This window comes from Actinoplanes sp. GCM10030250 (genome assembly GCF_042666575.1).
Lineage (GTDB): Bacteria > Actinomycetota > Actinomycetes > Mycobacteriales > Micromonosporaceae > Actinoplanes.
Genome location: NZ_JBHTDO010000026.1, coordinates 1 through 14,188, shown reverse-complemented (window position 1 = coordinate 14,188; position 14,188 = coordinate 1). Strand labels below are relative to the sequence as shown.

General features: G+C 70.3%; 13 protein-coding genes. 5 read left to right on the top strand and 8 right to left on the bottom strand.

Annotated features, from left to right (window positions below):
* The first annotated feature begins 19 nt into the window (after positions 1-19).
* The 3 genes from ACFQV6_RS28750 to ACFQV6_RS28740 all read left to right on the top strand — a co-directional run bounded on the left by ACFQV6_RS28750 (position 20) and on the right by ACFQV6_RS28740 (position 3,790).
* A complete protein-coding gene (locus tag ACFQV6_RS28750) occupies positions 20-811 on the top strand; it encodes a hypothetical protein (RefSeq protein WP_378030734.1) in 792 nt (263 codons plus the stop codon).
* Positions 812-935: 124 nt separating this feature from the next.
* Positions 936-2,921 carry a Stk1 family PASTA domain-containing Ser/Thr kinase gene (pknB, locus tag ACFQV6_RS28745; RefSeq protein ID WP_378030733.1) on the top strand — a complete coding sequence of 662 codons (1,986 nt, stop codon included), beginning with the start codon at positions 936-938 and terminating at the stop codon, positions 2,919-2,921.
* Positions 2,912-3,790 (top strand): deoxyribonuclease IV, encoded by an 879-nt coding sequence (locus tag ACFQV6_RS28740; RefSeq protein ID WP_378030732.1) that lies wholly within the window; start codon positions 2,912-2,914, stop codon positions 3,788-3,790. The genes pknB and ACFQV6_RS28740 overlap by 10 nt, the downstream gene beginning before the upstream one ends.
* Here ACFQV6_RS28740 and ACFQV6_RS28735 read toward each other — a convergent pair.
* The 5 genes from ACFQV6_RS28735 to ACFQV6_RS28715 form a co-directional block, all read right to left on the bottom strand.
* The gene (locus tag ACFQV6_RS28735) at positions 3,778-4,668 is read right to left on the bottom strand and encodes an IPT/TIG domain-containing protein (RefSeq protein WP_378030731.1); all 891 of its coding nucleotides are present in this window, start codon (positions 4,666-4,668) and stop codon (positions 3,778-3,780) included. The two genes, ACFQV6_RS28740 and ACFQV6_RS28735, sit on opposite strands and share 13 nt — an antisense overlap.
* A 9-nt stretch (positions 4,669-4,677) precedes the next feature.
* Complete coding sequence (locus ACFQV6_RS28730; RefSeq protein ID WP_378030730.1) at positions 4,678-6,171, bottom strand: IPT/TIG domain-containing protein; 1,494 nt, start codon at positions 6,169-6,171, stop codon at positions 4,678-4,680.
* A gap of 51 nt (positions 6,172-6,222) precedes the next feature.
* A complete protein-coding gene (locus ACFQV6_RS28725; RefSeq protein WP_378030729.1) occupies positions 6,223-7,242 on the bottom strand; it encodes a threonine aldolase family protein in 1,020 nt (339 codons plus the stop codon).
* The gene (locus ACFQV6_RS28720) at positions 7,235-8,641 is read right to left on the bottom strand and encodes a class II 3-deoxy-7-phosphoheptulonate synthase (RefSeq protein WP_378030728.1); all 1,407 of its coding nucleotides are present in this window, start codon (positions 8,639-8,641) and stop codon (positions 7,235-7,237) included. The genes ACFQV6_RS28725 and ACFQV6_RS28720 overlap by 8 nt, the downstream gene beginning before the upstream one ends.
* A 63-nt stretch (positions 8,642-8,704) precedes the next feature.
* Complete coding sequence (locus tag ACFQV6_RS28715; RefSeq protein WP_378030727.1) at positions 8,705-10,180, bottom strand: glycosyl hydrolase family 18 protein; 1,476 nt, start codon at positions 10,178-10,180, stop codon at positions 8,705-8,707.
* A 169-nt stretch (positions 10,181-10,349) separates the two neighbouring features.
* Here ACFQV6_RS28715 and ACFQV6_RS28710 point away from each other — a divergent pair, with 169 nt between their 5' ends.
* Together ACFQV6_RS28710 and ACFQV6_RS28705 are read left to right on the top strand one after the other, a co-directional pair.
* Positions 10,350-10,820 (top strand): glutathione peroxidase, encoded by a 471-nt coding sequence (locus tag ACFQV6_RS28710; protein WP_378030726.1) that lies wholly within the window; start codon positions 10,350-10,352, stop codon positions 10,818-10,820.
* Positions 10,820-11,497: a DUF429 domain-containing protein gene (locus ACFQV6_RS28705; protein ID WP_378030725.1), complete on the top strand. Its 678-nt coding sequence runs from the start codon at positions 10,820-10,822 to the stop codon at positions 11,495-11,497. Before ACFQV6_RS28710 ends, ACFQV6_RS28705 begins: the two co-directional genes overlap by 1 nt.
* Positions 11,498-11,603: 106 nt before the next feature.
* Here the strand turns inward: ACFQV6_RS28705 and proC are convergent, their stop codons facing one another.
* The 3 genes from proC to ACFQV6_RS28690 all read right to left on the bottom strand — a co-directional run bounded on the left by proC (position 11,604) and on the right by ACFQV6_RS28690 (position 14,144).
* Complete coding sequence (gene proC / locus ACFQV6_RS28700; protein ID WP_378030724.1) at positions 11,604-12,416, bottom strand: pyrroline-5-carboxylate reductase; 813 nt, start codon at positions 12,414-12,416, stop codon at positions 11,604-11,606.
* A 59-nt stretch (positions 12,417-12,475) separates the two neighbouring features.
* Complete coding sequence (locus ACFQV6_RS28695) at positions 12,476-13,504, bottom strand: 6-phosphofructokinase (protein ID WP_378030723.1); 1,029 nt, start codon at positions 13,502-13,504, stop codon at positions 12,476-12,478.
* 142 nt (positions 13,505-13,646) lie between these two features.
* Entirely contained in the window at positions 13,647-14,144 is a 498-nt protein-coding gene (locus tag ACFQV6_RS28690; protein ID WP_378030722.1) for a pyridoxamine 5'-phosphate oxidase family protein, read from the bottom strand.
* Positions 14,145-14,188: the final 44 nt, after the last annotated feature.

Below are 14,188 nucleotides of genomic sequence, written 5' to 3'. Positions count from 1 at the left end.
ACCGATCGGAGAACAGTTGATGAGCCTGTTGCGGAGGATGCGCGGCGAGGTGGCCGGCGCATGGCGTTCGGTCAATTATGACCTCGGGCGGCGGCCGGACGAGCCGGTCGACGGCCCGGACGTCACGTCGACCGGGATGGGAACCTTCCCCGGGTCCCTGGTGGATCTGCCCGTCTCGCCGCCGGAGACGGATGCCCGCCCACCACGGCGATTTGTCGCGGTTACGGCGTTCTGCATGCTCGCGGTTCTCGGCGCGGGCGGCTCCTACTTCGCCGCTACCAGCGTGTTCGCGGAGGAGCCGGCCGGTGTCCCGGAAAACCGGCCGGCGGCCGCACCCGCGCCTGTGGAGATCAACGGGCAGGACGAGGGCACGGGCGCCGAGGGCATGGGATCCGGACCGGGGAAGATCGTCCGGCCGGGCACGGTGCCGCCGGTCGATCCGGTCACCGGCAGGGTCACCGACGCGCCCGCCGCCCAGCCCGCCGGTACGCCGGGCAAGGCTCCGCGCGTGGCCGGTGTCACCCGTCCGGGTCGTCCCGCCACCCGCCCGGCTGACCCGGAGTGCCATTGCGCGACCCCGCCGGTGCCGACGCCGACCGTGCCGTCGGCCACCGCCACCACCGGCACGCCGGGAACCGGATCACCGTCGCCGTCCGAGACGTCCGGTTCGCCGTCCACGGATCCCAGCAATTCGGGCAATCCCGGCCCTTCAGTGGACCCCAGCGGATCGGCGCCCGTGGCGACGGACGGCACCGGAAGATGGCGTGACGGTGACCGCCGCCGCCGGTACCGGCACCACCATCAGCCCTGAAGATCCCTTTTGCGAATCCGGTCCGGATGAATAGGTGCAGGTCACAAGCTCGCAGATACCCGTTTGGACTCAGCTGTGACATCCTGACTTACCCCCACCGGAAAGACACATACACTTCACGCCGATGGACACCACAGTCGCCGATACGTTGATCGGCACAACGATTGACGGGCGCTACCGGATCACCGGTCGCGTCGCCCGTGGTGGCATGGCGACCGTCTACCGCGCCACCGACGAGCGGCTCGAGCGCCCGGTCGCGCTGAAGATCATTCATCCCTCGCAGGCGACGAACGTCCACTTCGTGGACCGGTTCACCGACGAGGCGAAGACGATCGCCCGGCTCACCCACCCCAACGTCGTCGCGGTCTACGATCAGGGCCGCCACCAGGGTCTCCCCTACCTGGTGATGGAGTTCGTGCAGGGCCGCACCCTGCGCGAGATGCTGAGCCAGCGGCACAAGCTGAGCCCGGTCGAGGCGCTCGCGATCCTGGAGCAGATGCTCTCGGCGATCGCCGCCGCGCACCGGGCGGGCCTGGTGCACCGCGACGTCAAACCGGAGAACGTGCTGGTTGCCGAGGCACCCAGCGGCGGCACCGCCGACCTGGTCGACGCGGTGGTCAAGGTGGCCGACTTCGGTCTGGCCCGGGCCATCGAGGCGAGCACCGTCGACGACTCCGGCCAGCTCATGGCGACGGTGGCCTACGTGGCGCCCGAGCTCGTGCAGACCGGCCACGCCGACGCGCGCACCGACGTCTATTCGGCGGGCATCGTGCTGTTCGAGATGCTCACCGGCCGTGTGCCCTATGACGGTTCCGAGCCGGTCGAGGTGGCCTGGCAGCACGTCGACAACGACGTGCCGGCACCGTCGACGGTGACGCCGGGCCTGCCACCGGTCCTGGACGCGCTCGTCGCCCGGGCCACCCGCCGTGACCCCGGGTCCCGGCCCACCGACGCCGGCGCCTTCCTCACCGAGGTGCAGGCGGTCCGCGACGGGCTCGGCGCGGCCAACGCCGAGACGGCACTGCTGCGGCAGGTCCCGTCCCGCGCGGCGGACGCCACCCGCATCGTCCCCGCCGTGCCGGCCGCCGACGCCACCGCGCTGGTGCCCCCGGTGCCGGCCGGCACCTATCAGGCGGGCCAGCGGCCGTCCTGGGCCCGGCTGCCCGAGCAGGGCGGCGGCCCGAGCGCGCCGCACCGCCGATCGGCCTCGGCTGCCCCGGGCGGTGGCGGTTTCTTCGACGACCGCCGCAAGGTCGTGCTGACCTCGCTGATCGCCGTGATGGCCATGGTCATCCTGGGCAGCACCTGGTGGGTGACGCTCGGGCGATATTCCGAGACGCCGGCGCTGACCAACCTGAGCCAGGCGGACGCCAAGGCCGCCGCCGAGAGCGACGGCTTCAAGATCCTCGTCGGTGACGGGGTCTACAGCGAGTCGGTGCCCAAGGACGCGGTGGTCAACCAGAACCCGGCCGCGACGGCGAAGATCGTCAAGGGCGACACCATCACGGTCAACCTCTCCCTCGGCCCCGAGGTCCACCCCGTCCCCGACGTCGTCGGTGTGGAGCTGGCGCAGGCCAAGGCCGACCTGGAAGCCGTCCGGCTGAAGGTCAAGGAGGGCAAGAGCCAGTACAGCAACACCGCGCCCGAGGGTGTGGTGATCTCCACCGACCCGAAGGCGGGCGAGCAGCTCAAGCCGGGCGAGACCGTCACGGTCGTGCTCAGCAAGGGCCGGGCGCCGGTCACCGTGCCGAACCTGGTCGGTCAGAACATCAACGACGCCAGCGGGAAGCTCCAGGAGCTCGGCCTGACGGCTCTCGAGCGGCCCAAGGACAGCGACCAGCCGGCCGACACGATCCTGGCCCAGTCGCTGAAGCCGGGCACGGGTGTCGAGCGTGGCGCCGAGATCACTCTCGACGTCAGCAAGGGCCCGCCGCTGGTCACCGTCCCGGACCTGACCAACCAGCCCTGCCAGCAGGCCGCGGCCACCCTCCAGGGGATGAACCTGCGGGCCCGGCTGGACATCAACCCGAACGCGTTCGTCCGGGCGCAGAACCCGGGCCCGAACACGCCGGTTCCCCCGCAGACCGAGGTCATTCTCACGTGCATCTAGACCGCAGGATCGGGTCACACACGAAGACGTCGGGAGGGCTGGCCAAGGCCGCCCTGCCGTATGTGGACGCCGCGGGTTCGGAGACGTTGCAGGTGTACGTCTCCAACTCCCGCGGCTGGGCGCTTCCACCGGGCGACCCGAAGCAGGACACGCTGTTCCGGGACGGGTGCGGTGAGCGCGGGGTACCCGCGTACATTCACGCCTCGCTGCTGGTGAACCTGGGCTCGCCCACCGAGCTGACCGTGGAACGCTCGGTGGAGACCCTGGCGCACGCCCTGCAACGGGGTAAGGCGATCGGCGCCACCGCGGTGGTCTTCCACGCCGGCAGCTCGGTCGACGAGGCGCACGCCGAGAAGGCCATGCACCAGCTGCACGAGTCGCTGCTGCCGCTGCTCGACCGGGCCGCGGCCGAGGGCCTGCCGCGGCTGCTGGTCGAGCCGAGCGCCGGTGGCGGGCGCAGCCTGGCGTCGAAGGTGCAGGACCTCTCGGCCTATCTGGCGGCCGTCGAGGAGCACCCCTGGCTGGGCGTCTGCTTCGACACCTGCCACGCCTGGGCGGCCGGTCACGACCTGTCCACCCCGCACGGCATGACCGAGACGCTGGACGCCCTGGTCGCCGCCACCGGGCCGGGACGGCTCCAGCTGCTCCACGCCAACGACTCGAAGGACGAGTGCGGCTCCACCCGGGACCGGCACGAGACCATCGGCAAGGGCCGGATCGGGGCGGCGCCGTTCGCCGCGCTGTTCTCGCACCCGGCAACGGCCGGTGTCCCGATCATCGTCGAGACACCGACCGAGGAGCACGTGGGTCATGCGGCGGACATCGCGCTGCTCAAGGGCCTGCGCGCGGCGGAACCTCAGTCGGTGTAACTGAACGTCGACGCGGCGGTGAACCGGCTCGGTTTGCCGCTGCCCGAGGTGAAGCTCACCCAGACCGGACCGGCCGCCGCGGCCGCCGGGACCACGCACTCGAACGCCAGGGCCGACCCGGTGCCCTTCGCCGTGCAGTCGGCCGGGGTGTCACCGAACATGAAGCCGGTGGCCTGGGCGACGGCCGCGCCGGCCACCCGGACCGAGACCTTCTTGCCACCGACGACCAGATCCTCCTTCGCGGAGAGGCTGGTGACGACCGGCGCCAGCGTCACCGTCGCCGGAGGGCCGGCGACCGTGTCGCGCACGACGGTCAGTTCGGCGTCGTCCGCCGCGAGGCCCGGCATCGTCACGTTGAGGTGACCGGCGTCGACGTAGGTGGCCCTCAGCACGCTCCGGCCCATCATCACCGTGATCTTCTCGGCGGCGAACGCCTTGGCCGTGTCGCCCAGCTCCCCGCCGGTGATCTCGAGGAGCAGCGGGCCGCCGCCGGCCTTGGCCACCGGGCCGCCGGAGACGTCGATGCCGAGCGGCACCCGATAGGTGACGCTGCTCCGTGTGGAGGCCACGCTCGTCCCGTTGGAGGTGGTCACGGCCACCGCGGCGGCACCGTTCGTGCCTGCCGGTGCGACCGCGGTGATCTTCGTGGCGGAGACGACGGTCACCGAGCTGGCACTGCTGCCGCCGATGGTGACCGCTGTCGCACCGGTGAGGTTGGCGCCGGTGATGGTCACCGTCGTACCGCCGGCCGCACTGATCTTGGCCGGGCTGATCGTGGACACGGCCGGGACGGGAACCGGTGCCGCGGACGCCGCCGCGGAGATCGAGACACCGGCCGCGACGACGGCCACGCCGGTGATCGCCAAAGACTTCTTCATATCGGTCTCTCAGTCGAGGTCGGTGTAGCTGAAGGTCGCGGCCGAGGTGAACCGGCTCGGAACACCGCTGCCGGAGGTGAAGCTGACCCACACCGGGCCGGCCTGGGACGCCGGCGGGACGGTGCAGATGAACACCAGCGACGATGCCGTGCCCTGCTTCTCACAGGTGGCCGGATTCTCGCCGAACATGAAGCCGGTGCCGGTCACGGCCCGCGGGCCGGCCACCCGCACGCTGATCTTCCGGCCGCCGGCGACCGAGTCGGTGACCGCGGAGAGGGCCATCACGGCCGGAACGACCGAGAGAGTGGTCACCGGGCCCACGACGGTGTCGTGCACCAGCTGGACGTCCACCGAGTCGGCGGTCAGCGGCGGCAGCATGACCCGCAGGTGTGTCCGGTCCACGTACGAGGCCAGCAGCCTCTGCCGGCCCACCAGGACGCTCACCGCTTCCGCGGCGAAGGCCTTGGCGTCGTCGCCCAGCGTCCCGCCGGTGACGGTCAGGACGGTGGCGCCGCCACCACCCCGGAGAGCCAGGTCGCCGGAGTCGTCGACGGCGAGCGGCGCACGGTATCTGATTTGCGCGTTCGGGGACTCCGCGCTGACCCTGCCGTCCGGTGCGGTCACCCTGACGTCCGCGAGTCCGCTGCTGCCGGGCGGCACCTCGGCGAAGATCTGCGTCCCGGAGACGACCCCGACCGTCAGCGCGGGTACGCCACCGAACGTCACGGCTTCCGGATCGTCCTCGTCCACGCCGAGGAAGCCGGCACCGGTGATCTTGACGGTGTCGCCGCCCTCGGTGCTGGCCCTCGCGGCGGTGACCGCGGTGACGGCGGGGATGTAGTCGACGGTGGAGGTGGACATCGTTCCGGCGAAGCCGTCGTGGACGAGCTGAAGGGTGACGGAGCCCGACCGGGTGACCGGCGGCGCGGTGATCCGCACGTGGGTGGAGTCGACGTACGCGACGGTCGCGGCCGCCCCACCGACCTGCGCGGTGATCCGCATGGTCCGGAACTCGGCCACCGTCTCGCCGACGGTGCCGCCGGTGACGGCGACGGTGATCGGCGTGCCGCCGCGGGCATCGGCGCTGACGCTGAAGAACTCGGCACCCAGCGACTGCCGGTATCCGAACCTGCTCATCACCGTGCCGGACCCGGTGGTCACGGTGATCTGGGTGTTGCCGGCCGAGCCGGGCGGTGCGACAGCGATGACCCGGGTGTCGGACAGAACCACGACCCTGGTCGCCGGCGCGTCACCGAACATGACCGCTGTCGTGCTCTTCAGATTGGTGCCCGCGATCTGGACGACAGTGCCACCCTGGACGTCGCCCAGTGCCGGCGTGAGGCTCGCTATCTTCGGCGCCGCGAGCGCGGTCAGAGCGACCCGAGACTGCGCTGCGGAGAACGCGGCGCTCGGCTGGACGACGGACGCCCCGACGCTGCCGAGAACGACAGCGGTGGTGGCGGCCAGTGCGGTGGCCCTGCGGGCCCGGGATGATTTCGCCATAACGTGGAGCACCATCGGCGACCCACCCCGGGCTTCAAGGGATTCCCTGTTTCAGGAAAGCAACCCGCGCAACACTGAGATCGCGTGATCCACGCCGTCGTCGTCCAGATCCAGGTGGGTGACGAGCCGGGCGGTCCGCGGCAGCATGGCGGCGATGAACACGTCCCGCTTCGCCGCCTCGGCCGCCAGCGTCGGCGCGTCGAGGACGGATTTCGACAGGTCCAGCGGCACCAGGTTGGTGCGTACCCGGTCCGGGTCGACCACACCGTAGGGAGCGAGCGCCTCGGCGATCCGGTGTGCCCGCTCGTGGTCCTGGGCGAGCCGCTCGATGTGGTGGTCGAGTGCGTACCGGCCGGCGGCGGCGAGGATGCCGACCTGCCGCATGCCGCCGCCCATCCGCTTGCGGATCACACGGGCCCGGGTGATCCGGTCCCGGCTGCCGATGATCAGCGAGCCGACCGGCGCGCCGAGACCCTTGGAGAGGCAGACCGACAGGGTGTCGAAGAGGGCGCCGTACTCGGCGAGCGGCACGCCGTCGGCGACGTGCGCGTGCCAGATCCGGGCGCCGTCGCAGTGCAGGGCGATCCGGTGTGCGTCGGCCACCGCGCGCAGGTCACGCAGTACCGAGAGGCTGACGACACCGCCACCGCCGAGGTTGTGGGTCTGCTCGACGGCGATCGCGGCGGTCGGCACCGAGGGGTAGCCGGCCGGCCGGATCATCCCGGCGATCCGGTCCACGTCCAGCGCGGCGCCGTCCGGCGACCAGGTACGGGTGGAGATCCCCCCATAGGCCGCGGCGGCACCCAGCTCGTACGTGACGACGTGCGCGTCGGCCCCCGCGAGCAGCTCACCACCCGGCGCGACGACGAGCTGAAGGGCGATCTGGTTGGCCATCGTGCCGGACGGTGCGAACAGCGCCGCCTCGTGCCCGAAGAGCGCCGCGACGTGGTTCTCCAGCGCGTTGACGGTCGGGTCGTCGCCGAACACGTCGTCGCCGACGGCCGCGGTGGCCATCACCTCCCGCATCGCCGGGGTGGGACGGGTCACGGTGTCCGAACGGAGGTCAGCCACGGAGCATCTCCGCCACCAGGAAGGCGAGTTCGAGGCTCTGCTGGGTGTTCAGGCGCGGGTCGCAGGCGGTCTCGTACCGGCCCGGCAGGTCGAGGTCCTCGATGCCCTGCGCACCGCCGAGGCACTCGGTGACGTCCTCGCCGGTCAGCTCGATGTGGATGCCGCCCGGGTGGGTGCCGAGGCCGCGGTGCACCTCGAAGTAGCCGAGCACCTCGTCGACGACCCGGTCGAAGTGGCGGGTCTTGTACCCGTTCGAGGACTCGTGGGTGTTGCCGTGCATCGGGTCGCACTGCCAGACGACCTTGGCGCCGGAGGCGTGCACCTTCTCCACGATCGGCGGGAGCGTGTCGCGCACCTTGCCGTTGCCCATCCGGCTGATCAGGGTCAGCCGGCCCGGGATGTTCGACGGGTTCAGCTTCTCGCACAGCTCGATGGCGGTCTCCGGCGAGGTGCCGGGGCCGAGCTTCACGCCGATCGGGTTGGCGATCCGGCTGATGAAGTCGATGTGCGCGTGGTCGAGCTGCCGGGTGCGCTCGCCGATCCAGAGGAAGTGGCCGGACAGTCCGTAGGCGCGGCCGTCCGAGACGCGGGTCAGCGAACGGTCGTACTCCAGGGCCAGAGCCTCGTGGGAGCAGTACAGGCTGACCGTACGCAAAGCCTCGCTGTCGGTCATCCCGCAGGCGCGGATGAAGTCGAGGGCCCGGTCGATCTCCCGGGCGATCGCCTCGTAGCGCTCGCCGGCCGGGGAGGCGCGGACGAAGTCCTTGTTCCAGTCGTGCAGGCCGTGCAGGTCGGCGAGGCCACCGGAGAGGTACGCCCGGAGCATGTTCATCGCGGCGGCCGAGTTCGCGTACGCCCGGATCATGCGCTGCGGGTCGGCCACCCGGGCCGCCTCGTTCGCGTCCAGCGAGTTGATCAGGTCGCCGCGGTAGGCCGGTAGCCCCAGCGAGTCCGTCGGCGCGGATCGCGGCTTGGTGTACTGACCGGCGACCCGGGCCACCTTCACCACCGGCATCGACGCGCCGTAGGTCAGCACGACCGCCATCTGGAGCAGCGTGCGGGCGTTGGCGAGCAGGTGGCTCTCGGTGTTGTCGGCGAAGGTCTCCGCGCAGTCGCCGCCCTGGAGCAGGAAGGCGCGCCCCTCGCACACCTCGGCCAGGCGGACCCGGAGCTGGTCCACCTCGTACGGAGCGACGATGGACGGGACGTTGTCGAGGACCTTGCAGACCTCGGCGACCTCGCCCATGTCCGGCCACGGCGGCATCTGCACACGCGGCAGGCTTCGCCAGTGGTCGAGGCCGAGGGCGGAATCCTCGGCGGAGTCGGTGGACGGGCGGGACGTCTGCAGAGCCGGGTTGCCTACCCCCGGGTGACTGAGCTGATGCCACTCACGGCGCATAACGCTAAAGCCTACGAAAGGGGGGCACCGGCCACGCGGCCGGTGCCCCCCTCAAGAGAACTGTCAGAGGTTGTTCTTGATGGCGGTGATCAGCTCACCGTTGGTGGTGTCACCGGAGAGCTCCCAGAAGAACGCGCCGCCGAGACCCTGGTTCTTCGCGTAGGTCAGCTTGCCGGCGATGGTCGACGGGGTGTCGTAGCTCCACCAGTTGTTGCCGCAGAAGGCGTACGCCGTGCCGCCGACGGTGCCGGTGGCCGGGCACTTGGTCTTGAGGACCTTGTAGTCCTCGATACCGGGCTCGTAGGTGCCCTGCGCGGCGCCGCTGGCGGAACCGCCCGGAGCAGCCTGGGAGACCCCGGTCCAGCCGCGGCCGTAGAAGCCGATGCCGAGCAGGATCTTGCTGGCCGGAACGCCCTTGCTCTTCAGCTTCTGGATCGCCGCGTCGGAGTTGAAGCCGGCCTGCGGGATGCCGGTGTACGAAGTGAGCGGCGAGTGCGGGGCGGTCGGGCCCTGCGGGGCGAAGGCGCCGAAGTAGTCGTACGTCATCGGGAAGACCTTGTCGAGCTTCGCGATGCCGGCCGCGTAGTCGGCCACGTCCAGCTTGCCGCCGTTGCTGCCGTCGGCGGAGATGGCCGAGGTGATCAGGTTGCCCGAGCCGAACTTGTTGCGCAGCGCGGTGAGCACGTTGGCGTACGCGGCCGGGCCGCTGGTGTCACAGCTCAGGCCACAGGCGTTCGGGTACTCCCAGTCGATGTCGATGCCGTCGAAGACATCGGCCCAGCGGGAGTCCTCGACCAGGTTGTAGCAGGACTCGGCGAACGCGGCCGGGTTCTTGGCAGCGTCGCTGAAGCCGCCGGACCAGGTCCAGCCGCCGACCGAGTAGATCACCTTGAGGTGCGGGTACTTCTTCTTCAACTTGCGGAGCTGGTTGAACGAGCCACGCAGCGGCTGGTCCCAGGTGTCCGCGACGCCGTCGACGCTCTCGCCCGCGGTGTACGCCTTCTCGTAGTCGGCGTACGAGTCACCGATGGAGCACTTGCCGCCGGTGGTGTTGGCGAACGCGTACAGGATGTGGGTCAGCTTCGAGGCCGAGCCCGACGTGTCGATGTTCTTGACGTGGTAGCCGCGGCCGTAGACGCCCCACTCGGCGAAGTAGCCGACGACCCACTTGCTGCCCGTGGGCGGGTTGGTCGTGGGCGGCGTCGTCGGCGGAGTCGTCGGCGGTGTGGTCGGCGGCTTCGTCGGCGGCGTGGTGGTCGGCGGGGTGGTGGGCGGCGTGGTGCCGCCACCGCAGACGCCGTTGTCGATCCAGACGGCCCACTGGGAGCTGTTGGTCGCCGGCGACTCGTTCTGCGTCCACCACTTAGCGGTGTAGTTGTGGCCGTTCTGCGAAGCGACGTTGTCCTTCACATAGACGGCGGCGGAGCTCCAGGGGGTGGCACACGCGGCAGCGGCGGACGCGGACACAGCCGGGACCGCGATGCTTGCCGCGACCACGACCGCACCGGCGAAGATCGCCCGGCGGGAGGTTTTCGACACGGGGGTGTCTCCTCAACAGTTAGGAAACTTTCCAGAGAGGGTTGAAGAGACCGTAGTCACATTGATTAACAACAGTCAAGCCAGGTGAACAGCTTTAAGGTCGCTTTAACATCGAACGACGGCTCGCGACGGCGTGCATTCGCCCGGACACTGCGCGTAGTCTTCCGTCATGACCATCTTCGACGTCGACATTGACGCCCTCACCGGTGGCCCGACCGAATTGGACCGTTACCGCGGATCGGTCGTCCTGGTGGTCAATGTGGCCTCACTCTGCGGACTGACCCCGCAGTACGCCGGACTGCAGACCCTCTACGAGACCTACCGCGACCGGGGCCTCGTCCTCGTCGGCGCGCCCTGCGACCAGTTCGGCGGCCAGGAGCCGGGAACAGCGGACGAGATCGCCGACTTCTGCCGCGTGAACTACGGCGTCACCTTCCCGGTGACCGAGAAGGTCGACGTCAACGGCCCAGGGCGGCACCCGCTCTACCGGGAACTGGTGGGCAGCGGCGACGACATCCAGTGGAACTTCGAGAAGTTCATAGTTGCCCCCGACGGCACCGTCGCCGCCAGGTTCGGCCCGGGGACCGCCCCGGACGACAGCCAGCTCATCGCCGCGATCGAGAAGCTGCTGCCGCACTGATGAGCCTCCACGTCATCGGAGTCGACGCGTACGCGCTCGGCTGGGTCGGCGTCGAGCTGCGCGACGGCGCCTTCGGCCGGGCCATTCTGGCCTCCACGCTCTACGAGATCGTCGCCGGCAGTTCCGGTGCCGCGGTGATCGGTGTCGACATCCCCCTCGGCATGCTTCCGGACCGCTGGCGCGCCGCCGACACCCTCGCCGCCGACCAGCTCGGCCCACGCCGCAGCAGCGTCTTCCGGGTTCCGCCGCGCGCGGTCTGGGAGGAGCAGGACTTCACCTCGGCCAACCGCCTCTGCCGGGAACTCACCGGCGCCGGGCTGAGCAGACAGTCCTGGGCACTGCGTCCCAAGCTGCTCGAGGCCAACGCCATCTGGGAACGGCACCCGGGCCTGCTCTTCGAGGCGCACCCCGAGGTGTCGTTCCGCACGATGGCGGGTGAGCCGCTTCCGTACGCCAAGAAGACCTGGAGCGGTCAGGCCCGCCGCCGTGAGCTCCTCGCCCGGCACGGCATCGTCCTGCCGGATCGTCTCGGCCCCGCGGGCCAGGCGCCGCCGGACGACATCCTGGACGCCGCGGCCGTCGCCTGGACCGCCCACCGCGTCGCGACGGGTGCCGCTCTGAGCCACCCCGACCCTCCCGAGGAGGACAAGAACAGCAAGATCGCAATCTGGTACTGAAACCCTTTTATCGTACGACCGACGCAGAGCTCTCGAGGGTCAGCGCGACCCACTGCAACGCGAGCCTTTGCCGCGACCGCCGGGCTGAGCTCGGTGGTCGCGCTTCTCAGCGCGCCTGGCCGGCGATTTCCTGCGCCCGGTCCCGGGCCGCCTCCAGGGCTGCCAGCAGTGCCGCGCGCACACCGTGCTTCTCCATCTCGCGGAGAGCCGCAGCCGTCGTCCCGGCCGGCGACGTGACCGCCTCACGCAGCTTCACCGGGTGCTCCCCCGAGTCGCGCAGCATCACCGACGACCCGACAGCCGTCTGGACGATCAGCTCGTGCGCCACCTGCCGCGGCAGGCCCAGCAGCACACCCGCGTCGATCATCGCCTCGACCAGCAGGTAGAAGTACGCGGGCCCGGACCCGGACAGAGCGGTGAGCGCATCCTGCTGCTTCTCCGGCACACGCACGGTCCGGCCCAGCGGCCGGAACAACTCCTCGGCGACATCAAGATGCTCAGCGGTGGCGTGCGCGCCCACCGAGATCCCGCTCATCGCCTCGCCGACCATCGCCGGGGTGTTCGTCATGACCCGCACGACGGGCGTGCCCTCGGGCAGCCGCGAGGCGAAGAAGGCCGTCGGCAGCCCGGCGCAGAGCGAGACCACCAGCTTCCCGGGCGTGACCGCCGGCCCGATCTCGTCGAGCAGAGCTCCGGCGTCCTGCGGCTTCACCCCGATCGCCAGGATGCCGGCCCGCTCCACCGCCTCGGTGTTGCTGACGACCGTCACGCCGTACTTCTCGGTCAGCTCGGCAGCGCGCTCGGGCCGCCGGGCGGTGGCCAGGACGCCCGCGGCCGGCCGGCCGGAACGCAGCAGGCCGGCGAGGACCAGCTCGCCCATCTTTCCGACGCCCAGGACGGCCACGGTGTGTTCGGTCAACACGCACCCCTGTCGTGAAAACGGGGCCGGGATGTCCCCGGCCCCGTCTCGTTTGCGGCTCAGTTGCCGAAGAAGACCTCGGCCTCTTCGTAGCGCTCGATCGGCACGGTCTTCAGCTCGCCGGTGCCCTCGATCAGCGGGACGCGGACGATGTCGGTGCCGCGCAGCGCCATCATCTTGCCGAAGTCGCCCTCGTGGACGGCGTCGATCGCCTGGAGGCCGAAGCGGGTGGAGAGCACCCGGTCGAACGCGGTCGGCGTGCCACCGCGCTGGATGTGACCGAGAACGACCGTACGGGCCTCCTTGCCGGTCTTCTCCTCCAGCTGCTGGGCGAGCCACTGGCCGATGCCGCCGAGGCGGACGTGGCCGAACGAGTCGAGCTCCTGGCTCGCCAGCGCCATCTGACCGTCGAGCGGCTGCGCGCCCTCGGCGACGACGACGATCGGCGCGTACTCGACCTGGAAACGCTTGGTCACGTACGTCGCGACCTGCTCGACGTCGAACTTGCGCTCGGGCAGCAGGATCACGTTCGCGCCACCGGCGAGACCGGCGTGCAGCGCGATCCAGCCGGCGTGCCGGCCCATGACCTCGACGACGAGCGTGCGGTGGTGCGACTCGGCGGTGGTGTGCAGCCGGTCGATGGCCTCCATCGCGATGTTGACCGCGGTGTCGAAGCCGAAGGTGAAGTCGGTGGCGTTCAGGTCGTTGTCGATCGTCTTCGGCACGCCGACGACGTTCACGCCGAGGTCGTTCAGCTTCGTGGCGACACCGAGGGTGTCCTCACCGCCGATGGCGACGAGCGCGTCGACACCCTGCTCGGCGAGGTTGGCCTTGATCTTCTCGACGCCACCCTCGATCTTGAAGGGGTTCGTCCGGGAGGAGCCCAGGATGGTGCCGCCGCGCGGCAGGATGCCACGCACCTCCGCGATGCCCAGCGGCTTCGTCAGACCCTCCAGCGGGCCCTTCCAGCCGTCGCGGAACCCGACGAACTCGTGACCGTAAGCGGTCACGCCCTTGCGGACCACGGCACGGATGACCGCGTTGAGACCGGGGCAGTCGCCGCCGCCGGTGAGCACGCCGATACGCATTATTCTTCCCCCTGGATCGGGTAGCGAGATGCGGATAGCCCTTGAGGCCCCAGGGACGTTGACGTCGGCAGCGTTGCCGGGCCCGGGGCGGGCCGCAACCGGCACTCTAGTCGCCGCCCCGGACCCGGTCGAAGGCGCCCCGCTAAAGCCTGACTGTTTCGTTCTCCCCAGCGTCCGGCGTCTTTCCGGTCACGGCCGCCTTCGCGAATCCGAGCAGAGTGACCACCTTCGAACTGTGCGCCGCCTCCCAGTACTCGGCGGTCTGCGCGGTCACCTTCACCAGCGTCAGGTTCGGCGTCTCCAGCCCGTCCGGGAACCACGCCTTGAGGAGCGGGTTCCACAGCTCCTCGGCCTTCGCCCGGTTCTCCACCCGCGCGGCGGCACCGGCGATGGAGATCCAGTTGTTCTGCTTCTGGTCGCTGAAGGAGACGTTCACCTGCGGGTGGTGGTTGATCTGTTCCACCAGGTCGGAGTCCGCGTACGCGAAGAACCACAGGTCACCGTCGAACTCCACCTCCTGCAACGCCATCGGCCGGCTCACGTGCCGCCCGTCCTCGGTCATCGTGGTCACCATGGCGATCCGCGCGTCCTTCACCATCGCGGTGACCTTCTCGCGCCGCTCCTGCTCCGTCGCAGTCATAGCTCTCACCTCCGCTAGCTCCCCCGCCCCCTTCCCCCTCCCCT

Excerpts from the sequence above, each read along its gene's own strand:
- ACFQV6_RS28750 (WP_378030734.1), top strand. The coding sequence starts at position 20 with ATGAGCCTGTTGCGGAGGATGCGCGGCGAGGTGGCCGGCGCATGGCGT.
- pknB (WP_378030733.1), top strand. The coding sequence starts at position 936 with ATGGACACCACAGTCGCCGATACGTTGATCGGCACAACGATTGACGGG.
- ACFQV6_RS28735 (WP_378030731.1), bottom strand. The coding sequence starts at position 4,668 with ATGAAGAAGTCTTTGGCGATCACCGGCGTGGCCGTCGTCGCGGCCGGT.
- ACFQV6_RS28730 (WP_378030730.1), bottom strand. The coding sequence starts at position 6,171 with ATGGCGAAATCATCCCGGGCCCGCAGGGCCACCGCACTGGCCGCCACC.
- ACFQV6_RS28720 (WP_378030728.1), bottom strand. The coding sequence starts at position 8,641 with ATGCGCCGTGAGTGGCATCAGCTCAGTCACCCGGGGGTAGGCAACCCG.
- ACFQV6_RS28710 (WP_378030726.1), top strand. The coding sequence starts at position 10,350 with ATGACCATCTTCGACGTCGACATTGACGCCCTCACCGGTGGCCCGACC.
- ACFQV6_RS28705 (WP_378030725.1), top strand. The coding sequence starts at position 10,820 with ATGAGCCTCCACGTCATCGGAGTCGACGCGTACGCGCTCGGCTGGGTC.
- ACFQV6_RS28695 (WP_378030723.1), bottom strand. The coding sequence starts at position 13,504 with ATGCGTATCGGCGTGCTCACCGGCGGCGGCGACTGCCCCGGTCTCAAC.
- ACFQV6_RS28690 (WP_378030722.1), bottom strand. The coding sequence starts at position 14,144 with ATGACTGCGACGGAGCAGGAGCGGCGCGAGAAGGTCACCGCGATGGTG.